20 protein-coding genes are annotated in these 21,285 nt (G+C 37.7%); 9 read left to right on the forward strand and 11 right to left on the reverse strand.

The features are described 5' to 3' along the window. Positions 1-21 precede the first annotated feature (21 nt). The 4 genes from BN3326_RS07210 to mocA are packed head-to-tail and all read left to right on the forward strand — an operon-like array spanning position 22 to position 4,136. A complete protein-coding gene (locus BN3326_RS07210; RefSeq protein WP_069998524.1) occupies positions 22-810 on the forward strand; it encodes an FAD binding domain-containing protein in 789 nt (262 codons plus the stop codon). Beyond that, the gene (locus BN3326_RS07215) at positions 801-1,262 is read left to right on the forward strand and encodes a (2Fe-2S)-binding protein (protein ID WP_069998525.1); all 462 of its coding nucleotides are present in this window, start codon (positions 801-803) and stop codon (positions 1,260-1,262) included. The genes BN3326_RS07210 and BN3326_RS07215 overlap by 10 nt, the downstream gene beginning before the upstream one ends. After that, the gene (locus BN3326_RS07220; RefSeq protein WP_069998526.1) at positions 1,263-3,536 is read left to right on the forward strand and encodes a xanthine dehydrogenase family protein molybdopterin-binding subunit; all 2,274 of its coding nucleotides are present in this window, start codon (positions 1,263-1,265) and stop codon (positions 3,534-3,536) included. A 15-nt stretch (positions 3,537-3,551) separates the two neighbouring features. Continuing rightward, positions 3,552-4,136, forward strand: a complete 585-nt coding sequence (gene mocA, locus BN3326_RS07225; protein WP_069998527.1) for a molybdenum cofactor cytidylyltransferase — start codon at positions 3,552-3,554, stop codon at positions 4,134-4,136. 6 nt (positions 4,137-4,142) lie between these two features. On the opposite strand, the gene BN3326_RS07230 is transcribed toward mocA, so the two are convergent. Continuing rightward, on the reverse strand, positions 4,143-4,487 hold the full coding sequence (locus tag BN3326_RS07230) for a carboxymuconolactone decarboxylase family protein (RefSeq protein ID WP_069998528.1): 345 nt from the start codon (positions 4,485-4,487) through the stop codon (positions 4,143-4,145). Positions 4,488-4,918: 431 nt separating this feature from the next. Between BN3326_RS07230 and BN3326_RS07235 the strand changes: the two genes are divergently transcribed. Together BN3326_RS07235 and BN3326_RS07240 are read left to right on the forward strand one after the other, a co-directional pair. Further along, complete coding sequence (locus BN3326_RS07235; protein WP_069998529.1) at positions 4,919-5,563, forward strand: hypothetical protein; 645 nt, start codon at positions 4,919-4,921, stop codon at positions 5,561-5,563. 8 nt (positions 5,564-5,571) lie between these two features. Next, on the forward strand, positions 5,572-6,045 hold the full coding sequence (locus tag BN3326_RS07240; protein ID WP_069998530.1) for a nucleoside-triphosphatase: 474 nt from the start codon (positions 5,572-5,574) through the stop codon (positions 6,043-6,045). 96 nt (positions 6,046-6,141) lie between these two features. Here the strand turns inward: BN3326_RS07240 and BN3326_RS22210 are convergent, their stop codons facing one another. From BN3326_RS22210 to BN3326_RS07280, 9 genes are all read right to left on the reverse strand, one after another. Continuing rightward, the gene (locus tag BN3326_RS22210; protein ID WP_141722877.1) at positions 6,142-6,330 is read right to left on the reverse strand and encodes a hypothetical protein; all 189 of its coding nucleotides are present in this window, start codon (positions 6,328-6,330) and stop codon (positions 6,142-6,144) included. A 12-nt stretch (positions 6,331-6,342) separates the two neighbouring features. Further along, positions 6,343-7,227 carry a 2-hydroxy-3-oxopropionate reductase gene (gene garR, locus BN3326_RS07245; protein ID WP_069998531.1) on the reverse strand — a complete coding sequence of 295 codons (885 nt, stop codon included), beginning with the start codon at positions 7,225-7,227 and terminating at the stop codon, positions 6,343-6,345. Between the two features lie 28 nt (positions 7,228-7,255). Further along, positions 7,256-8,185, reverse strand: coding sequence for a transketolase family protein (locus tag BN3326_RS07250; protein WP_069998532.1), 930 nt, complete (start codon positions 8,183-8,185; stop codon positions 7,256-7,258). Positions 8,186-8,209: 24 nt separating this feature from the next. Next, positions 8,210-9,037, reverse strand: a complete 828-nt coding sequence (locus BN3326_RS07255) for a transketolase (protein ID WP_069998533.1) — start codon at positions 9,035-9,037, stop codon at positions 8,210-8,212. Between the two features lie 58 nt (positions 9,038-9,095). After that, positions 9,096-9,905, reverse strand: coding sequence for an SDR family NAD(P)-dependent oxidoreductase (locus tag BN3326_RS07260; protein WP_069998534.1), 810 nt, complete (start codon positions 9,903-9,905; stop codon positions 9,096-9,098). Between the two features lie 104 nt (positions 9,906-10,009). Continuing rightward, the gene (locus tag BN3326_RS07265; RefSeq protein ID WP_069998535.1) at positions 10,010-11,080 is read right to left on the reverse strand and encodes a TRAP transporter substrate-binding protein; all 1,071 of its coding nucleotides are present in this window, start codon (positions 11,078-11,080) and stop codon (positions 10,010-10,012) included. Positions 11,081-11,128: 48 nt separating this feature from the next. Next, complete coding sequence (locus BN3326_RS07270) at positions 11,129-12,412, reverse strand: TRAP transporter large permease (RefSeq protein WP_141722878.1); 1,284 nt, start codon at positions 12,410-12,412, stop codon at positions 11,129-11,131. Then, positions 12,406-12,897, reverse strand: coding sequence for a TRAP transporter small permease (locus BN3326_RS07275; RefSeq protein WP_069998537.1), 492 nt, complete (start codon positions 12,895-12,897; stop codon positions 12,406-12,408). Before BN3326_RS07275 ends, BN3326_RS07270 begins: the two co-directional genes overlap by 7 nt. A gap of 196 nt (positions 12,898-13,093) precedes the next feature. Next, on the reverse strand, positions 13,094-14,437 hold the full coding sequence (locus tag BN3326_RS07280) for an ABC transporter substrate-binding protein (protein WP_069998538.1): 1,344 nt from the start codon (positions 14,435-14,437) through the stop codon (positions 13,094-13,096). 142 nt (positions 14,438-14,579) lie between these two features. Between BN3326_RS07280 and BN3326_RS07285 the strand changes: the two genes are divergently transcribed. From BN3326_RS07285 to BN3326_RS07295, 3 genes are all read left to right on the forward strand, one after another. Next, the gene (locus BN3326_RS07285; RefSeq protein ID WP_069998539.1) at positions 14,580-16,340 is read left to right on the forward strand and encodes a sensor histidine kinase; all 1,761 of its coding nucleotides are present in this window, start codon (positions 14,580-14,582) and stop codon (positions 16,338-16,340) included. An 18-nt stretch (positions 16,341-16,358) separates the two neighbouring features. Then, positions 16,359-17,864: a response regulator transcription factor gene (locus tag BN3326_RS07290; RefSeq protein ID WP_069998540.1), complete on the forward strand. Its 1,506-nt coding sequence runs from the start codon at positions 16,359-16,361 to the stop codon at positions 17,862-17,864. A 290-nt stretch (positions 17,865-18,154) separates the two neighbouring features. Beyond that, complete coding sequence (locus tag BN3326_RS07295) at positions 18,155-19,891, forward strand: ABC-F family ATP-binding cassette domain-containing protein (protein WP_069998541.1); 1,737 nt, start codon at positions 18,155-18,157, stop codon at positions 19,889-19,891. 157 nt (positions 19,892-20,048) lie between these two features. On the opposite strand, the gene BN3326_RS07300 is transcribed toward BN3326_RS07295, so the two are convergent. Further along, complete coding sequence (locus BN3326_RS07300; protein ID WP_069998542.1) at positions 20,049-21,236, reverse strand: anaerobic nitric oxide reductase flavorubredoxin; 1,188 nt, start codon at positions 21,234-21,236, stop codon at positions 20,049-20,051. Positions 21,237-21,285: the final 49 nt, after the last annotated feature.

Here is a 21,285-nt window from a genome sequence, read left to right on the forward strand (position 1 = left end):
AGGTAAGGAAGGAGCTTGAATGTGTTTTCATTAAAAGAATACATTACCGCAAAAAGTCTGCAAGAAGCTTATGAACTACTTAATAAAAATAAGAATAATGTTGTATTAGGTGGTCTTCTATGGCTCAAAATGGGAAACAAAAACTATAATATGGGTATAGACTTGTCTCAGCTAGGTCTTGATACTATTATAGAAAATGAATCTCAAATTGAGATTGGTTGTATGACAACCCTCAGACAAATTGAAACAAGCAGTGTACTGAATACGTACTTTGATGGGATAGTCGCTGGATCGGTTAAAGATATTGTTGGGGTGCAGTTTAGAAACTGTGCAACAATGGGCGGCAGCGTCTATTCAAGATTTGGGTTTTCTGATCTATTAACCGCACTGCTGGCGCTTGATACTTATGTTCATATGCACGCGGGAGGTACTATTCCTCTCGAAAAATTTATAAATATGCCTTATCAAAAAGATATTTTAGTAAAAATAGTAATTAAAAAAAATGGATGTCAAGCAAGTTATAACAGTCATAGAATGACTGCAACGGATTTTCCGATATTAGCTGTTGCTATTAGTAGATGTGCCACCAACTGGAAGATAGCTGTTGGTGCAAGGCCTAACAAGGCTGCTTTAGCTACCCGGGCCTCTACGTTACTGCCACAAAATCCAACAAAAGAGGACATAGAATCTGCATGTGAAGCAGTGACCCATGAACTTAATTTTGGAACAAACCTAAGAGGATCAGCTGCGTATAGAAAACAACTCGCAAAGGTCCTTGTTAAGAGAGGGGTAGAAGAGATTTGCAGATAAAATGTTATATCAACAATAGACTATTTAATGAAAATATTGAACCGGACATGCTTCTCATAGATTTTCTACGCCATGTAGGGTTTTTGAGTGTTAAACGTGGCTGTGATACGGCAAACTGTGGTTTATGTACGGTTTGGGTTAATGAAAAACCAGTCCTGTCCTGTTCCGTTTTGGCAGCAAGTGTGAGTGGGAAGCGCATCACCACGCTTGAAGGCGTAGAAGATGAAGCTATAGCGTTTGGTCAGTTTATAGCAAATGAAGGTGCAGAACAATGTGGTTATTGCAGCCCAGGGTTTATCATGAATGTACTTGCTATGAAAAGAGAGCTTAAAGAGCCAACAGAAGAAGCAATCAAACACTATCTTTCTGGTAATTTGTGCCGTTGTACAGGTTATATGGGCCAATTAAGAGCTATTAAGAAATTTTTACAACACGGAAGGGATGGTGCATAAATGAAAGTCGTGAATCAAAGTATTACGAAGTTAGATGCTATGGCCTTAGTTACAGGCAAACCAGTTTATACGAATGATATTGCACCCAAAAACTGTTTGATTGTAAAAGTACTTAGAAGTCCTCATGCCTACGCGAAAATACTCAATATAAAAACAGATACAGCCCTTAAAGTTCCCGGAATAGAATGTATTTTAACTTATAAAGATGTGCCAAATAAGCGCTTTACAATGGCAGGACAATCTTACCCAGAGCCCAGTCCCTATGACAGACTAATACTCGATCAATATGTAAGATATGTGGGTGACCCTGTAGCAATCGTTGCCGGCGACAATGAAAAAGCGGTCAAAAAGGCATTAAGGCTCATTAAAGTCGAATACGAGGTGTTTAAACCAGTATTAGATCCAGAAGAAGCTATAGATAATAGCACTGTCATTCATACAGAAGATGATTATCACGTTAATTATGATATGGGTAATGATGTTAAAAGAAATCTATGTTGTTCTGGTGGTTTTGAAAGCGGCAATGTAGACGCAGAGTTTGAAAAATGTGATGTGATTGTAGATGAAGTCTATCATACTAAGGCTAATAACCAAGCCATGATGGAGACCTTTGCTACCTATACCCATATGGATTATAACGGTAGATTAAATATTATAAGTTCTACTCAAATACCTTTCCATGTAAGAAGAATAGCTGCAAGAGCACTAGATATTCCAAAAACAAAAGTCCGGGTTATTAAGCCAAGAATAGGTGGAGGATTTGGTGCCAAACAGACCGTGGTAAGTGAACTTTTCCCAAGCCTCGTAACACTAAAAACAGGCAAGCCTGCTAAAATGATATTTGATAGGTATGAGACCTTTGCTGCATCAACAAGCCGACACGAAATGAAAATACGGGCTAAAGTGGGTGCAGATAGAGACGGAAATATTAAGGCTATCCATATAACTACTCTCTCAAATACAGGCGCCTACGGCGAACACGGCCCTACTACTGTTGGTCTATCGGGGCATAAAACAATGTCTTTATACAATAAAGCTGCCGCCTTTAAGTTTGAGTTTAATGTGGTTTATACCAATACGATGTCAGCAGGGGCATTTCGTGGTTATGGGGCAACTCAAGGTACATTTGCACTAGAGTCAGCCATTAATGAACTCGCAGCCAAATTAGATATGGATCCAATCGCTCTCCGGCAAAAAAACTTGCTTGAAGAGGGAGAAGTTCTAACGGCATATCACGGAGAAACCTTAAGAAGCTGCACGCTTAATCGTTGTATCAATAAGGGTAAGGAACTTATTAAATGGGATGAAAAATACCCCTATAAAAAAATAAGTGATCATAAAGTAAGGGCCGTTGGCACTGCAATAACTATGCAAGGCTCAGGTATAGCAGGTCTTGATATTGCATCGGTTCAAATAAGATTAAATGATGATGGCTTTTACACATTACTTATTGGTGCCACTGATATGGGTACAGGCTGTGATACAATACTTGGACAAATGGCCGCAGAGTGCCTGGAATGTGATATGGATAAAATCGTTGTAAATGGTGTTGATACCGATCAATCTCCCTACGATACAGGCTCCTATGCTTCAAGTACCACCTATGTAACAGGTATGTCTGTTATTAAGGCCTGCGAAAAGCTCAAGGAACAAATGCTTACTGAGGCCTCAAAGATCTTGAAAGTTGAAAAGGACACCTTAGAGTTTGATGGACAGAAAATATATAATGAAGAGAAAAGCATTACACTAGATAGGTTGGCCCAGGAACTCGTTGTTGGCGATGGTAATTATTTAATGGTAACCGCCTCCCACTCAAGCCCCTATTCACCGCCTCCATTTATGGCAGGTTTTGTTGAAATTGAATTAGACACAGAAACTGGCAAAATAGATATTATAGATTATTTCGGTATTGTAGATTGCGGCACTCCTATTAATCCAAAACTTGCTAGAATACAAGTGGAAGGTGGTATAGTACAAGGTATTGGCATGGCGTTATATGAGGATATTACTTATACTCCCTCAGGTAAAATGAAAAATAATTCATTTATGCAGTATAAAATACCATCAAGACGCGATGTAGGCAACATTCAAGTAGCATTTGAAAGCAGCTTCGAACCTACAGGACCTTTTGGCGCAAAATCTATCGGAGAGGTTGTTATTAATACACCCCCACCAGCAATCGCCCATGCAGTCTCTAATGCCGCCGGTGTAAATATACGAAGTCTGCCTATTACCTCTGAAAAGATATTAAAAGAGATAATGGCCAAATACTAAAAGAGGTACAATATTATGATTAACGCCATCATAATGGCATCGGGTTATTCAAGTCGCATGAAGCAAAATAAACTACTTTTAGAATACAGAGGAAAAACACTTATTCAGCAAACCGTTGATACGATTTTAAAGTGTAATTTTTCTCAGGTTATTTTGGTTGTCAGAAATAACGAACTTCTGCAACTTAAAACTAACAACAGCTTAAAAGTAATTGAAAATAAAAATGCCTATAGAGGCATTAGTGAATCTATTAAGCTCGGACTAAAATATGCTGATGATTGTGATGGCTATATGTTTTTTACTATAGACCAACCACTACTTGACCCCATTATAATTAACAAACTAGTACACTCCTTTGATGAAGATCAACATGCTATTGTAGTCCCCCGTTATAGGGGCAAAAGGGGTAGCCCTGTTATATTCCCTAAAAGATTCAAACAAGAGTTGATGGATTTAGAAGGAGATACAGGGGGAAAAATAATCATAAATAGATACTTAGAGCAAGTACGGTTTGTAGAAATTAATGATGAGAAAAGCTTATTTGATGTGGATACACAGGAAGATTATAAAAAGCTTTTACAATGGGACGATTCCCAATAAGATGCTTTACCGCTTCTTATCACCCGTAATATGTCTTAATATAAGCAGCCCTTGCATCATCTTAGGAAATCCACATGTTGGTGCCACGAGGAGTATAGCGTGTTCTATTTCCTCTTTTGTACAGCCGCTCTTTAGAGCTTTTAGAATATGTGTTCTTAGGGCATATTCATACTGAGAGCTTGTAGATAGAGCTATTTTAATAAGCCAACGTGTTTTTGCGTCTATGGGGCCACCTTTTTCATGAACTAATCCTCCAAATTTTTCATACGCCTCATAGATTTCACCATGATTTTCAGTTAAATATTTAAGATTTTTTTCAATAACATCCAGATTATCGAAATAGTCGTTCATTGTATCTCCACCTTATATTATAATAGTATAGCGTCTATTATAACCAAAAAGATTTCTTGTTAAACTGCGTATATTATAATCAATATTTTAGTATAAATTAAATAGAGGTTAATCATCTAAAGGTCCGCATGCAGGTTTCAGGATTCTCCAGTTGCTCACTTCCATATTTCTAAAAATCTAAGCACTTCTTGCAAATGAACGCCGCAAACTCGCATACGCTCAAACAGTGCGAGCTAACTGCCATTTGCAAAAACTGCTAAGATTTTCTTTACGAAATATTCCAGAGGCACCTTCCGAATCCTGAAACCTGCACGCTACCTATAGGAATACTTTAATACACATGAACTATTGTAGAAACTTCAGTCTGAATAGATTTAATATCTTCACAAGCACCGAATATAAATTATAAGAAATGAGAAAGGAAAACAAGTATGAAAAATAATGTTAAAGGTTTATTAATGAGTATATTGTTCTGGGGAGGGATTTGGGGTTTTGCTGAAGCAACTTTAGGCTACTTACTTAATTTAAGTCCCCTTGGACTTAGCGGGAGCATCATGTTTCCTATTGGATTTTATATTTTACAAAAAGCCTATAAAGAGAGCAATCATTTATCAGTCATCTTTTATTCTGGTTTAGTTGCAGGATCTATCAAACTAATTAACTTATTCTTACCTTTGTCACACCCGGTAAAAGTCATCAATCCGGCTTTTGCAATTGTTCTTGAAGGGTTGAGTGTAATGGCTCTTGTGGCGTGGTCAGTTAAGAAAAATAAAGAAATTAGCTTTACAGGTGCACTTTTAGCCGGATTCTCGTGGAGATTTATTTATTTTATTGATGCTGTTATTTTATATTTTATTGGTATTCCTTCTCGCATGATAGAAAAAGGACCTAATGAGTATTTATGGAACTTTTTAATTCTAAATAGTGTGGTTAACGCAGTTATTATTACAGCTATGGTTAAAGCCGAAAAAAGCGGTAAAACAATAAAGCTTCCAATGTTAAAAATCCAGCCTGTAACCGCGGTGTGTTCATTACTTATAGCGATAGGTACACAACTACTTTTCTCATTAATATAGGCTGAAATTTGGTACATATAGTAACAGGGGATAAGAACTCAGGAAAAACAACTAAAATAAAAAACCTCTATGCAGCTCATGGCGGGGATGGTTTTATATCCAATAAAATTATTCAGAACGGCATTTTTTATGGCTATCAATTAACTAGATTATCTTCTGGTGAAAGTATAGACTTTATTTATGAAAATAAATACGCGCCAGTCCACTGGGAAGACACCCTAAAGAATATCCGTTTTACATTTTATAGGCCTGCATTTGATACTGCATACCATTGGATGCATGCAATCATACGTAATGAAGATTCTCCTATATATATTGATGAAGTGGGTAAACTCGAATTAAATAAACAGGGATTTTATGAAATGATCAAAGATGTTGTAAATAGTAATAAAGAGATCTATATTGCTCTTAGGGAACTATACTTGGTTCAGTTTTTGGAGGCTTTCACTATAACTGAATATGCTATTATTAAGGTTTCTTGAAAACTGAATAGTGATAACCTAAGTCTGATTCTGGAAAAATGGAAACTGACGAAGATTGGAGAGTAGGCACAAGCCTTTCCCTATGTCTATGTTTGATTAAAGTGATGCTAGGCTCATACCAGTCCATCTCTTCTCTTTAATGTATTTTGAATAGCAACTTAATTTCAAATTAAGAAAAGAACGGTCATCTTTTGAGGATGCGCCGTTCTTTTCTTTTGTACTCACATCTACTTCCATGTTAATCAATCTATTTCTCAAGCCTATATTCGTAATAAGTATGACCAAAAAAGATAATTTCTATTTACGAATAACAGCTCCTGCTATTTTCTCATAATATTTAGCAATACCACTGTGATCATCCTGTCCGCAGCCATCTGCACGAAGTGTTTGAAGCATTTCCATAACTGATGCTGTTAATGGTAGTGGCGCACCTACTTGATGGCCTGTTTCAATAGCATTATTTAAGTCTTTGATATGTAAGTCGATTTTAAATCCTGGTTTGAAGTTGCCTTCTGTAATCATTGGAATTTTTGCATTCATAACAGTTGATCCAGCTAGCCCGCCTTTAATAGCATTAAACACCTTTATAGGGTCTACGCCTGCTTTTGTGCTGAGCATAAACGCTTCTGATACAGCTGCAATATTCAGTGCAACAATCACTTGATTAGCAAGCTTAGTCGTATTGCCTGCTCCTATTTCGCCGCAGTGCACTGCACTTGCACCCATTACCATTAAAATATCATATACTTGATCAAAGACTTCCTTATCTCCGCCAACCATGATCGATAAGCTGCCGTCAATAGCTTTAGGTTCTCCTCCGCTTACAGGTGCATCAATCATTTTAACACCTTTTTTGGCGCAGGCCTTATAGATTTCCTGGGAAGCCTGTGGTGCAATAGAGCTCATATCTACAATAATGGTATCAGGCTTTGCACCTTCTAGTATGCCCTTTTCCCCCATAACAACTGTTTTAACATGAGGACTGTTTGGCAGCATTGTAATCATTAAGCTGCATGCTTCGGCAACCGCTTTAGAGGATTCACAAGCTGTTGCACCATCTTTAACGACATCATCTATATTGGACTGAATGACATCAAATACCAGTACTTCATGTCCCGCTTTAATCAGATTTCTGACCATTGGCTTGCCCATAATACCTAATCCAATAAATCCAATTCTCATTTTAGTAACCTCCTAATTAACAACGCTTTTATAATGCTGCGATTTTCTCAGTTGCTTCCATAATGTGCTCTTTAGATAAACCGTGGTATGCGAGTACGTCGGCATAACAGTGTGCACTGCAGCCAAATGTATCATTGACACCCACAAATTCAATAGGCTTGCAAGCTTTGCAAAGCGCCTCTGCAACTGCCCCGCCAAGACCACCGATAATACTATGTTCTTCTGCTGTTACAACACCTTTGCAGCCTTCTGCTAATTTATTAATGGCTTCTGCATTAATAGGCTTGATTGTACTTACATTGACAACCTTAACAGATACTTTGCCTTCTAATTCTTGCGCCGCCTGCATTGCAAGCCCTACCATATAACCTGTTGCAAATACAACAACTTCCTGGCCTTCTTTGAGTACGCTTGGCATACCAATCTCAAACTTCTTGCCTTCTGGTGTTACATTGTCATAGTCGTTACGGTTTAACCTGATATAACAAGGTCCATCGTATTCTACCATGGCTTTGACAGCTTCTACTGTCTCATTGGCATCCGCTGGACAGATCACTGTCATATTAGGAATAGCTCTCATATATGCTATATCTTCTACGGATTGGTGTGTAGAGCCATCACCAAAGTCTGACATACCCGCAGAAGACCCTCCGATTTTCACATTTAACTTGCCAATACATATCGTCTGGCGGATTTGATCAAAGGCTCTCCCTGCTGAAAAAACTGCAAAAGAGTTCGTAAACGGAATTTTGCCTGTCTGAGCAAGACCTGCTGCAACCGACGTCATATTAGCTTCTGCAATACCCATTTCATAATGTCTGTCCGGATAAGCCTCCTCAAACAATTTACCCATTGTAGATGCACAAAGGTCCGCATCCAAAACAACGATATCTTTATTGGTTTTCCCTAACTCTACTAATGTGCTGCCGTAAGCAACTCTCTGATTGATGTAAGTCATATTAGAAACCTCCTGTCCTTTCTATTATTTAGATAATTCTTCTAATGCTTGCTTATATGTTTCCTCTGTCAGCATACCGTTATGATAGCCTACTACATTTTCTGCAAAGCTTACGCCCTTACCTTTGATCGTGTTGGCAATAATCACAGTTGGTTGATCTTTTACTGTATCTGCTCTATCTAAAGCCGTAAGTATCTCCCCCATGTTATGTCCATCAATTTCAATAACATTCCAGCCGAAGCTCTCCCATTTTCCCGGGAGTGGATTGCTATTTAATCTATTGACAACAGGTCCCATTGCCTGCAGTCTGTTCCTATCAATAATAGCGACTAAATTATCTGCTTTATAGGCACTTGCCGCCATGGCCGCTTCCCATATTTGACCTTCTGCAATTTCGCCGTCTCCGCAAAGCACATATACCTTACTGTTAATCTTATCAGCTTTTAGTCCAAGTGCCATACCCAGCCCAATAGAAAGCCCCTGTCCAAGCGAACCTGTGCCAGCTTCAATACCTGGTGTCTTAAGTACATCCGGATGTCCCTGCAGATACGAACCAATTTCTTTGGTAGTTTTCAAATCCTCTACCGGGAAGTATCCTGCTTCTGCCAGCGCTGCATACTGCAAAATGGCCACATGACCTTTACTTAATAAAAATCTATCTCTATCTTCCATCTTTGGATTTTTAGGGTCGTGTTTCATTTTATAGAAATATAATGCTGTTACAATATCTGCTGCCGAACAAGAACCTCCTACGTGTCCTGCAACACCTACACCAATACTAATAATCACGTCTTTTCTAAGCTGCTGTGCTTTTTTGCTCAAGTTTTCCAGTAACTCTTTACTGTATGTCATACTATCCCTTCCTTTCAATTCTTTAAAATATACTAGTCTACATAGCTATTTATAGTTGTTAGAATTCAGTATCATAGGGCCATGGCTGACCTCCTGAAATACAGCCCCCATCGACTCTGTATTCACAGCCAGTTATATAATCTGATGCATCTGATGCCAGCAAAATGCAGACTCCTACAATATCTGCAGGATATCCCGGTCTATTCATTGCAATCCTATCTAATAAATACTTTGATCTTTCAGGATGTTCCCATGTAACTGTTGTTAATGGTGTTTGAATATGGCCTGGACTGATACAGTTAGATTTTATATTATACTTTGCCCACTCCACAGATTGGGCCTTTGTAAAGGCATATAAGCCACTCTTTGTCGCTGCATAAATTGAACAACCACCGAGCACCCAACCGGTATTATGAGATCCTATGTTAATAATTGAACCTTTGTTTTGCTTTTTCATATATGGCGCAACTTCCTGAGTTACTATGAAAGCCCCTTTTAAGTTAATTGCCATAATTCGGTCATAGGTCTCTTCCTTAACATCCATAAACCCTTCTCGTTTATTGATGCCTGCACAGTTAACTAAAACATCTATATGACCATATCGATCGCCTACTTCTTTGACACAGCTTACAACACTGTCTTTATCCAGTACATTGATAACATGGGAAGATGCTTTCCCTTCTTCTTTCTCGATCTCAGCCTGAAGTTTTTCCAGTTGTTCCTTATTGACATCACAGAGTGCCACAGCTGCTCCTGCCCTAGCCAAACCTCTGCATAATTCGCTTCCGATGCCGCCAGCTGCCCCTGTAAACAATACGACCTTTCCTTCTAAAGAAAACATGTGCTTTAGATATTCTGCTATCGCCATTCTATCATCTCCTCCGTTATGCTGCTGAATTAAAAAGATGCTCCTGAGACACTTCTTTCTTAGGAGCATCTAATATGATTAGGTTATAAGTAAATTCGTATCTTTTATTTGAACTTATCCCCTACTGCCTGGAATTGTTTAACAAACTCTTCACCTATTTGAGGAACGAACTCCTTATAAACGGGTTGAACTGCATCAACAAATGCTTGTTTTTCCTCAGCTGTTAATTCAACAACAGTAGCCCCTTCATCTTTTAGATTTTGTATGTAATCCGTACACATCTGGCGGTTTTCACTTCTGTTAACAAGTGCTGATTGATGTGCTGCTTCCATAATAAAAGCTTGTTCTTCTGCCGATAAGTTCTGATAAAACTGCTCTGACATCAACACAATATGAGGGCCATAAACATGTCCGGTAAGTGTAACATGGGGATTTACCTCATAGAATTTGCTTAAATAAATCGTCGAAACTGGATTTTCCTGTCCGTCAATAGCACCTTGCTCTAAACTTGTAAATACCTCTGAGAAAGCCATAGGGGTAGGAACAGCACCTAATGCTTTAAAAGTTGCAAGATGAATGTCATTTTCCATCGTTCTAATTTTTAACCCCGACAAATCTCCAGGTGTTCTTACGTCACGCTTAGAATTAGTAATGTTCCTAAAACCATTTTCGTAATAGGTTAGTAAGCGAAGCCCGTTTGGTAATAAGTCATCTGCCAATTTTTTTCCGATCTCTCCGTCATAGATTGCATCTGCTGCCGCCTCATTAGGAACAATGAAAGGCAGGTCAAAGACTTTAAGAGCAGGACACATCCCTACAAGTGGCGATGCAGAGGTTACGACAAGCTCAAGATTCCCCATCGCAACATCTTGTGTTGCAGAAACATCGTCGCCTAATTGTGCATCTGTATACACCTGTACATCAAATCTATCCGGATATTTTTCTTCTACCAACTTCTCGAATTCATAAAGTCCAATTGCTGCTGGATGCGTTGCTGTCAGCCCAGTTGCTGCCTTAATAACAATTTTGTCGCCTGTTGGTTTGCTTGGAGCTGCCACCTGAGGTACTGTTTTTTGTTGTGTTTCTGTTGTTGTTACTTCGGAACCCATACATCCCGTAAGTATCGTTGAAGCTAGTGCTGCTGTCGTAAGTAGTGCTAAAATCCTCTTTTTCATTTTTACCCTCCTGAAATCAAAAATTATAATGAAATATTGATATCTTATTTATCCCAGTAAATTAGGGATATACATAATAAGCCCTGGGCAATAAGTGATAATAAATAAGACGATAACCATTACAGCAATATAAGGTAATGAAGGTTTTACAACTTCTGCGATAGACAATTTTGAAAGTCCGCATCCTACATAAAGCACAGTTCCCACCGGCGGCGTTATAATTCCGATGCAAAGATTACATACCATGACAACACCGAAATAAATCGGGCTAAGTCCTAAAGATGTAACAATCGGTATAAGAATAGGTGCTAAAATAAGCAGCGCAGGTGTTAAGTCCATTACACATCCTACCAGTAATAATAAAATATTAATAAGCAACATGATCACATATGGATTTGTGGAAATAGACAATAACGAGTGTGTGAGCTGAGCAGGAATTTGAGCTGTTGTTATGTAATACGCTGCCAGTGTTGCAGCCCCTACAACAAACATAACGCTTGCTGTACTTTTAGCTGTTTCTTGTAAAATTGGAATAATATGTTTGAGCTTCAGCTCTTTGTATCCGAAAAAACCTACCAGCACAGCATATACAACAGCTACGACACCAGCCTCTGTTGCTGTAAAAACACCGCTAAGAACGCCGCCAAGAATTACAAAAGGAAGTATGATGGCCCAAATAGCAGATTTTGTAGCTTGAATTCTTTCTTTCCATGTTGCTTTTTTACCTTTCCTATAAATATCTGCTCGCCTTCGTGTCCTTATGGTCCATACAATCATTAGACCAACGCCGACTAAAATGCCGGGGATTATGCCGCCCATAAATAGTTTTGCAACAGAAACGCTGGCAATAACACCGTAGATAATCATTGGCATACTGGGTGGAATAACCGGCCCTATAGTACCAGAGGCTATAATGAGTGCAGTCGCCTCATCTTTTTCATAACCTTCTTCTTCCATGATGGGAAGTAAGATAGATCCTATAGCTGTTGTATCTGCGATGGCAGATCCGGAGATCCCTGCAAACAACATACTGGCCACTGTTGTTACATAACCGAGTCCACCTTTGACGTGACCCAAAAAGGCTTTTGCAAATCTTACAATACGAACAGAGATTCCTCCAACATTCATTAATTCACCAGCTAAGCAGAAAAAAGGAATGGCCATAAGAGGAAAGCTATCCACGCCCCTTACCATATGCTGAGCTACCTGTGCCGGAATAATAGATCCTGTAGTCATCTGCATAAGCACCAGCCCGGCAACCAGCAGGCAAAACGCAACCGGAAGATATGTAAACAAACAAGCAAACAATACACCCAAGAAAATAGTTAACATGATCCTTCCCCCTTGCCTAAGAATTCTTTAACATGATGGTATAATTTTGTAATCGCATATAGTTCCATCATGACGCCGGATATAACAACAGATGCAAACTTCCATGAATAGGCGAGTCCTGAAGCCGGTGCCTTCCATCTGATCATGCTGGCCGTAAGTTCGTACCCCCCTGTCAGCATCAAATACAAACAATATATAACCGCCAAATCGACAATAACTGCTATTATTTGAGCTGTTTTTTTCGGCAGTGCCTTAACAACTATGTCTAGTCCCATATGGGCATCTTCTTTGTAAGCTAGTGCTGCACCTACAAACACGATCCACACCATTAGAAATCTTGAAATTTCTTCTGACCAGGCAATGGCAAAATGAAAAACGTACCTCGTTAATACGTTGGCAAATACCAAACCTGTCATAACCATCAACAACAGTGCCACAAAAACTTCCGTGGTCTTTTGGAGGATATTCATCCCTTTATCCAACATTGTCTGTTTCCCTCCTTCGCTCACATATACTGAAATTTTTATTTGTTTCCCATACATAAGTTACGTTACTTGCAAGTACTTAACTTTAATTACAAGTAAACTATAACAAAAAAAAGACCCCATCTCAATTTAAATAACCGAGGTCTTTTTATACAAAAACGTGCATTTATAATTTTTATTCACATTATTTTTATGGTTATTGCACAGAATATCTCCTTTGCAGCAAAGCATCTCCCTGAATAAATAAGGCTTCCGAGGCTTCTTTTGCTGTTATTTCACCATTATAAATCCGATCTTGCAGCTGATCAATAAGATCATACACTGCTTTTGCATTGGACGGTTTCTTGAATACTATTACAGATGACTCAGGCAATATTACCTTTTCAATATAATTATAAATCTGCCAGGAAACCTCAGAAGCATCTTGTTTAACTAGTTCTGCCATCTCCGCCGATATCGGTATTCCTCTTTCATCCAATAAGATCTGATTGCAGCTATCATCGTTAATAAAATAATTAATAACCTTAATCGCGTCCTCCTTATTTTCAGAATAGGCTGATATACTATAGAATTGTTCAGCCTGTACATAATTAGCTAGTTCCAGAGAATCCGCCGGCCAGGAAGCAATGCCGATTTGATAGCCTCTTCCCATGCTCTCCTTGGCTGCAATAAGCTGATTTGAATAATAGAACCCACACCAGGACATATTACTTGGTCCGGTCCCCATAATAAGGGGATCTTGTTCAACAACTCCGATGGTTCTCTGGGCAAAAATAGAGGGTTCGATGAGCCAGCCTTCTTTTGCACCTCTTTCATAAAGTTCAAAAAAAGGCTGAAAATCCTGTGACGAATACACCCCTAATTGCTCACCTTGAAACAAGCTGAGCCCTCGGCCACGTAGTACATAATTCAAAAAAGCATAGGAATCTCTGTAAGCTAAATTGGTCTTATACCTTGTCTTCTCATAAATCTGCTCGCAAAGATCCCCGAATGCTTTTAAGTCCATGCGATCTTCAACCACAATGTTATAACTATCCAACATCATTTTATTATATAATAAGGCCGGCGCATTAATCCCCGCGCATATACCATAAATCCGACCCTTAACACTTCCCCAATTTAAAACCGTAGGATCAATATCGCCTGTCTCCAGACTGCCATCTTCAATATAGGGTGTTAAATCTAATAATAAATCATTTTCTACAAACTTATCCAAAGAATAACCATCCGTTTGCATTAAGTCCGGTAATTGATGTCCGGCCGCTGCCAAACTCAACAAATTCCAGTAATCTTGCTTTTCCCCAATAGTCTTTTGAAAAGATATTTCTGGATTATTCTTTTCATACATGTCTAATACAGCCTGTGTTCTTTCATTGCGAATCTGACTCCCCCACCAAGCAATACTGATTTCAACTGCTTTATCGGTCTTTTTGGCAGGAATAATATCTCTTTGAATAAACCATAAATTATTAATAATAATGACTGTCGCACCTAATATAGCAATAACTAAAATCCACTCCGGTAATCGCTTTTTTATCACTGGTTATTCCCTCCATTATCCCTTTAACACACCTCTACTCTTGCCACAATGAAAAGTTTCAACTATAATTATACTATTCTACTATATATTTTATCAACAACCATCTTATATTAATGTGTTTTGTCTATATTTGGAGAAGCCTATGAAACATTTGAAGACTTTTTTACTAAACTTACCGCTAAAGCATAAGATCTTTTTAATCATTCTTGTCTTTAATTCATTTTTATTCATCTTAGTAACTTCTCTAACCTTATCTCATATCGTCGAAACGAATAGACAGCTTTTGTATCAGCAAACTGCTGATACCCTCTATTACTCCAGCGATAAGCTTAACAGCAAGTTAGAAGAAGTCATCAACTTTTCAAGTATTCTTTTGTCCAATGACACGATACAACGGGATATGACACTACTGAAAAACTCAACAAGTGCCGCAGCTAAAGCTCAGGCCTATGAATCTCTGTATCTCTCTTTACAGAATCTTTTGGCCCAATACCAAACGGATACCATTTCCTACGTAAGCCTTCACACAGCAGTAATTAGTCTCCATTCCTACGCACCCCCGCGTGGAACCATACCGTTAGATCTTCGTAAAAAAATTTTTCAAGAGGCTCTTTCGGAAGACGGTGCGCCGATTTTTGTAACCAGGTATTTCGATGAGTATGGTTTGATTTTAGCACGATCGATACGACAAACTAAAGATTTTACTTTAGAAAACCTAGGTGTCATGTTTATCGCCATAGATCTGGATAAAATTGTAAAGGAGTCAACCAATTTTGCAAACTCCTATACCAATTGCTCATATATTCTATTTGACGGTACCACACCTCTTTACAGCACTCAAAATATATCTAAAGAAGAGGCTCAGCTATTACAGTCTCAGCTGACTTCAGAGTATGATGTATTGAAACTTAAGGATTCTGAGTACTTTGTTGTGAAAGGGACCCTCTCAAAGTATGGATGGGATTACATATGCCTCATAGACTATCACCACATTTCAAAATCTATCCGTGCCTCTTATCTTTATGCCGCTGCACTCATTGCTCTGTTTATGATTATTTCTATTTTGAGTTCTAAAATATTTATACGTTCAACAACGATTCACGTAGATAATTTGGTCTATAAAATGCAGCATTTCAGAGGTAACGAAGCCTATACCTCTCAATTTGAATATGACTATACCGGCAGACATGATGAAATCGGCATACTGCATCGACAGTTTGATAGCATGGCATCTGAGATTAACGAACTGATTCAGGTACACTACACCAATAAAATACTCCGGCGCGATGCCCAAATAAAAGCTTTAGAGGCTCAAATCAATCCTCATTTCCTATATAATACCCTTGAGTCGATCAACTGGCGTGCTAAAGGTATAGGAGAACAAAAAATTTCTCAAATGGTAGAGTCCCTCGGTAAGGTCTTAAGAATGACTCTGGACAACAAACAGAAATACTATACTTTAGAACAGGAACTCCTTCTGGTTGAATCTTACTTGACCATTCAAAAACTACGTTATGAGGAACGATTCAATTACGAAATAAATATCAGTTCAGACCTGTATGCAATAATTATTCCTAGACTCGTTATACAACCCTTAGTTGAAAATGCAATTAATTATGCTGTTGAAGAGTCCATTGATACGTGCAGCATTATCATTGATTCTATGATACATACATCACATCTATCTATTTATATCAAAAATACAAACTCCCAATTCGAAGATCAATTGCTGGAGAAATTAAGTGAGGAGGAGATAGTATCTCGCGGATTCGGCATAGGTCTTACGAATATTGATAAACGCTTAAAGCTGACTTTGGGCGAAGAGTACGGTTTACTGCTTTACAACGAAGACGATTTTGCTGTTGCCGAAATCCGTATTCCAAAAGATACCTTTCAGTCTTAAATCAAAAGGAGAATAAAGATGCTCAAACTAATTATTGTGGATGATGAAAAAGTCATTCGTGAAACCATTAAAAACTTAATTGATTGGAAAAGCATAGGTATTCATGTTGTTGGAGTATGTAAAGACGGGCTAGAAGCCTATGATATGATTCAAGATGAGAACCCGGACATTGTGATGACCGATATAAAGATGCCGGGAATAATGGGACTCGAATTAATAGAAAAAGCTAAAGCTGTTAATTCGGATATTGAGTTTATCATACTATCTGGATATGGTGAATTTAACTTTGCAGCACAAGCTATGCGAAATGGTGTACAGCACTACTTATTAAAACCTTGTAATGAAAAAGATATTATTAGTGTTATAAGCGAGGTCAAGGACAAATGCTATCAAAAACGCGCCCTTAAGGAGCAGCAGGATTCACTTTTGTATAATTTCAAAAAAAATGTATTACGCAACACTGTAACAGAATGCTTAGCCACACCAGATATGTTAGATTCACTCATTACAGCTTATGAGAAGTTTTTGGATTTTTCCAATACACCATATCATTTATTCCATGTTTTTTACTTAGAAGAAAAAGATCTTTTGGACTTTTTGAAGGATTTGTATGCATTTGAAACGCGCTGCACACCCGGCATCTGCCTTTCCCCCGTTTATGTAAAAAACACACTATCGTTATTTTTTGAAGACTTTCAAAAAAACTATGATGAGTTAAATAACTTTATTTTGTCGTGGCAAAAAAACAATGTAACAGCACTGGTTGCTGAACAAATAACTTATCCTAATTTACGGGCGCTGCTTTCTGACTTACTTCCTAAAATAGCCAGATATGATACTATCTATACACTTAACCGCTTTCAAATGATTCCAACTTACAACTACAATGCCTTGCTTCATTCCGTTAATTCCATAGCCGAAAATCTTACCTCCGGAGATCTACATAAGCATCAGCTAGGCAGTCTTGAAACTGAAAAGCTGCTAAATCCTATTGAAGATATCGAATTCCTAAAAACCATGATTTCAAGCTTTCTGTTTCAAAGCCCTTTAGCTAGCGCCAGTCAGGTGACGGAATTTTTAGTCAAGATGAACAGCTGCACCATCCCATCTAAACTTAAAGATTATTTTTATCAAGAGTTAGATGCCTTTTTCCCAAAAGACATTGCAGTTCATCACTATAAAGATTTCATACAAAAAACTATTCAATGTGTGGAGGAAAACTTGTCCAATCCGGATTTATCCTTAAAATGGATTGTTGATAATTACCTGTTTATGAATGTTGATTATGTCAGCAAGCAATTCGTAAAGGAAACAGGTCTCAAATTTTCCAATTACTTAAATAAAATACGTATAGAACGCGCCAAACAACAATTACTTCAAAAGGGATCCAATAAAATGTACAGTATCGCAAATGAAATAGGCTGTGGAAATAATCCCCAGTACTTTAGCCAGTTTTTTAAGAAACATACCGGAATGACACCTACTGCATATGTAAAAAAAATGAACACTACTCTCCAGGTTTAATCTATAGGCCAATGACCCTTAGCGATTCATCTGCAACTTTTAAATTAGCTTCAATGGCATTATCTAGTGCATCGCCCATTAAAGCTCATAAATCAACTGGATTATATTGTAAAAGCTGCATAAATGATTGAAATCAGTCGTAAAAAGTGTTATGCTATGAGCGGTAAACCTAAAAAGAATAACGTACTAAATATATTAAAGAGCTTATTTTTATGTTGCTTAAAAAGTGACTATAGGCTCTTTTTTAAGTGATTACAGTCTCTTACGAAGAGGCATAAGAAAGGAATAATATGATAAAAGTTGATAACTTGTCCTACTCATTTCCGCAAAAAGATCTATATAATGAGATTTCATTTACATTAGAAGAGGGTCAACATTGTGCTTTTATAGGAACAAGCGGCAGTGGAAAAACTACACTCATAGATATCATTATGGATCCAGAAAGATATATGTTTAATGGTAATATAGAGATGGATCCAAATTGTAGAATTGGGTATGTAAGTCAATTCTCTGGGCTTGATAAAACAAAAGAGACTACCGTCTTTGAATATATAGCGGAAGCATTTATTAAACTGCAAAATGAAATAACTTCTATTTGTACTGAGATGGAAACATCACAAGACATGGAGCCTCTCCTCGCAAAGTACCAACAAGCTTTAGACGCCTTTGAAGCAATAGGCGGGGATGATTTTGAAAGCACTATTAATAAGAAACTGAGTCTAGCAAATCTAAGTAAGCATAAAGACCTCATGATATCAGAACTTAGTGGCGGAGAATTTAAACTCGTTCAAGTCATTAAAGAAATGCTTACTCGGCCAGATCTCTTGATCATGGATGAACCCGATGTATTTTTAGACTTTGAAAATCTTAATGCCCTTAAAGATCTCATTAATGCTCACAAAGAAATGCTGTTAGTTATTACACATAATAGATATCTCTTAAATCATTGTTTTAACAAAATTCTACACCTTGAAAATATGGAGCTCCAAGAGTTTGACGGAAGCTATATTGATTACAACTTTACATTACTTCAAACTAAAATCGAGCTGCAAGAACTCGCGGCTAAAGATACTGCCGAAATTGAGAGAAATGAAATCTTAATCAATAAACTAAGAGCCATTGCAACGAGTAATGCAGAAGCTGCTAATGGAAAATCTCTCAAAGCTAGAGTTAAAATTCAAGAAAGATTAGAAGCCCGTAGAATCAAAGCCCCGTTTGTGGCTATTAAACAACCCGATATCCATTTCACGACCGATAAGGAACTCGAAGAGACCACTATCTTAAAGGTAAATGATTACAGTGCTAAGTTTGATGAAATCCTTCTAGAAAATGTTAATTTTGAAATGAAATCTACCGACAAAGTAGCTCTTATTGGTGCAAACGGCACCGGAAAAACAACAATGCTTCGAGATATCTTTCAAAATGATTGTCCTGCGATTGCAATAAACCCCGATGCCAATGTCGCTTATTTATCTCAGCTCCAAGGCGAGGTTCTTAATGAGTCTCATACAATACTTGAAGAGTTTTTAGAGGCAGGCTTTAAAACTTCTGCGGAGACTAGCGCCTATCTTTTGGATTATGGTTTTGACGAAGAAGCCCTTCATCAAAAAATAGACTCTTTATCTGGCGGAGAAAAAAATATACTCCAACTGGCTAAAGTTGCTGCAAGTGGCGCAAATCTGCTGCTGCTAGATGAACCAACAAGTCATTTAGACACCTATTCACAAATAGCACTTGAAAAGGCCATAGCAACCTATAATGGTGCGATCCTCATGATTTCTCATGATTATTACTCTATCATAAACTGTATGGATTATGTTTTAATCATTGAAAATAAGACGGTTAGAAAAATGAGTATGCGCAAATTTAGAAAGATGACTTATGCCAGCCATTTTGATAAAGACTATTTAGAAGTTGAACAAAAGAAAAAAGCGATTGAAACAAAAATCGCCTTGGCTTTAAAAGATACTGATTTTGAGCTTGCAAAGAAATTAGCCGAAGAGTTAGAAGTGCTTATTAAGTCATAATCGTTAAAACGTTGGTATGAGTAATCACACCAACGTTTTTTTATAATCATATTAAATAAGACATTGTTTTAAATCTTCCTCAGAGGTACTAATAGGTCTAATATTAAACGTATCAACTAAAACTTGTAGTACATTTGGTATAATAATCCTATCTTACTTATAGTTGTTTTACAAATGCCCTGCCATAGTTAACACACTCCGCTAAGGCTTCTGCGTCAGGCACCCATAAAGCACGATGTCCTGAGTTTACCACTTCCAGTCCCGATTTTTGCAAGCCTTCTGTCAGCTGTTTTACAGCCTCACCACTCCAGCCATAACTGCCAAAGGCAGCTGCTTTTTTCTTTTTAAATTTCAATCCTTTTACCATTTCTAACAAACCGCCAAGAGAATGCAAATAACCATTATTAATAGTAGATGAGCCAATCAATATAGCCTTTGAACGGAATATCTCTGTGACCACGTCATTTTTATCTTCTTTAGAAAGATTATAAATTTTAACTGTAATATTTGGATCTTCCAGTCTTATGCCTTCTGCAATATGGTCTGCCATTTTTCTTGTCGCTTGCCACATCGTATCATAAATAATAGTAATTTGATTTTCCTGATAATCATCTGCCCATTTTAAATACTGCTCTACAATCTGGATAGGCTGCTCCTTCCAGATCACACCATGACTCGGACAAATCATATCCACCGGCAGATTCAGCTTAAGCACCTCATCTATCTTTCTTTTTACTAAGCCACTAAAAGGTGTGAGTATATTCGCATAGTATTTTAATGCTTCTTGATAAAGTTCTGCATGATCTACTGTATCATTGTAAAGAGATTCTGTCGCATAATGCTGACCAAAAGCATCATTGCTAAATAGAATATTTTCTCCCGTCATATAGGTAAACATACTGTCCGGCCAGTGCAGCATAGGGGCTTCAACAAAGATAAGTTTATTTTCTCCTATATCCAGTGTATCACCGGTTTTTACCGTTACAAAGTTCCAATCCTCGTGGTAATGCCCTTTTAATATCTGAGCACCTTTAGCTGTACAATAAATAGGCGTATCTGGAATTTCTCTTAATAGCTCGGGCAGTGCCCCACTGTGATCTATCTCTGCATGATTTGCAATAATATAATCAATTTTTTCAAGGTCAACCCCCTGTTTCAATCGTGCCACAAACTCTTTGTCAAAAGGCTGCCATACTGTATCAATAAGTACTGTCTTTTCATCATATATAAGGTAGGAATTATAAGATGAACCTTTAAATGTAGAATATTCATTCCCATGAAAGTTTTTTAATTCCCAATCCACCTTGCCAACCCATGTCACTTTATCCGTTAATTTTTTTGCCATATTAATACCCTCCTATCTTTCTATATATACTTTACCATTTCCCCTTTTT

Origin of the sequence: Cellulosilyticum sp. I15G10I2 (assembly GCF_900095725.1) — a bacterium.
Classification (GTDB): domain Bacteria; phylum Bacillota; class Clostridia; order Lachnospirales; family Cellulosilyticaceae; genus FMMP01.

Coding starts and splice junctions, on each gene's coding strand:
- BN3326_RS07220 (WP_069998526.1), top strand. CDS start 1,263: ATGAAAGTCGTGAATCAAAGTATTACGAAGTTAGATGCTATGGCCTTA.
- mocA (WP_069998527.1), top strand. CDS start 3,552: ATGATTAACGCCATCATAATGGCATCGGGTTATTCAAGTCGCATGAAG.
- BN3326_RS07230 (WP_069998528.1), bottom strand. CDS start 4,487: ATGAACGACTATTTCGATAATCTGGATGTTATTGAAAAAAATCTTAAA.
- BN3326_RS07235 (WP_069998529.1), top strand. CDS start 4,919: ATGAAAAATAATGTTAAAGGTTTATTAATGAGTATATTGTTCTGGGGA.
- garR (WP_069998531.1), bottom strand. CDS start 7,227: ATGAGAATTGGATTTATTGGATTAGGTATTATGGGCAAGCCAATGGTC.
- BN3326_RS07250 (WP_069998532.1), bottom strand. CDS start 8,185: ATGACTTACATCAATCAGAGAGTTGCTTACGGCAGCACATTAGTAGAG.
- BN3326_RS07255 (WP_069998533.1), bottom strand. CDS start 9,037: ATGACATACAGTAAAGAGTTACTGGAAAACTTGAGCAAAAAAGCACAG.
- BN3326_RS07260 (WP_069998534.1), bottom strand. CDS start 9,905: ATGGCGATAGCAGAATATCTAAAGCACATGTTTTCTTTAGAAGGAAAG.
- BN3326_RS07265 (WP_069998535.1), bottom strand. CDS start 11,080: ATGAAAAAGAGGATTTTAGCACTACTTACGACAGCAGCACTAGCTTCA.
- BN3326_RS07270 (WP_141722878.1), bottom strand. CDS start 12,412: ATGTTAACTATTTTCTTGGGTGTATTGTTTGCTTGTTTGTTTACATAT.
- BN3326_RS07275 (WP_069998537.1), bottom strand. CDS start 12,897: ATGTTGGATAAAGGGATGAATATCCTCCAAAAGACCACGGAAGTTTTT.
- BN3326_RS07285 (WP_069998539.1), top strand. CDS start 14,580: ATGAAACATTTGAAGACTTTTTTACTAAACTTACCGCTAAAGCATAAG.
- BN3326_RS07290 (WP_069998540.1), top strand. CDS start 16,359: ATGCTCAAACTAATTATTGTGGATGATGAAAAAGTCATTCGTGAAACC.
- BN3326_RS07295 (WP_069998541.1), top strand. CDS start 18,155: ATGATAAAAGTTGATAACTTGTCCTACTCATTTCCGCAAAAAGATCTA.
- BN3326_RS07300 (WP_069998542.1), bottom strand. CDS start 21,236: ATGGCAAAAAAATTAACGGATAAAGTGACATGGGTTGGCAAGGTGGAT.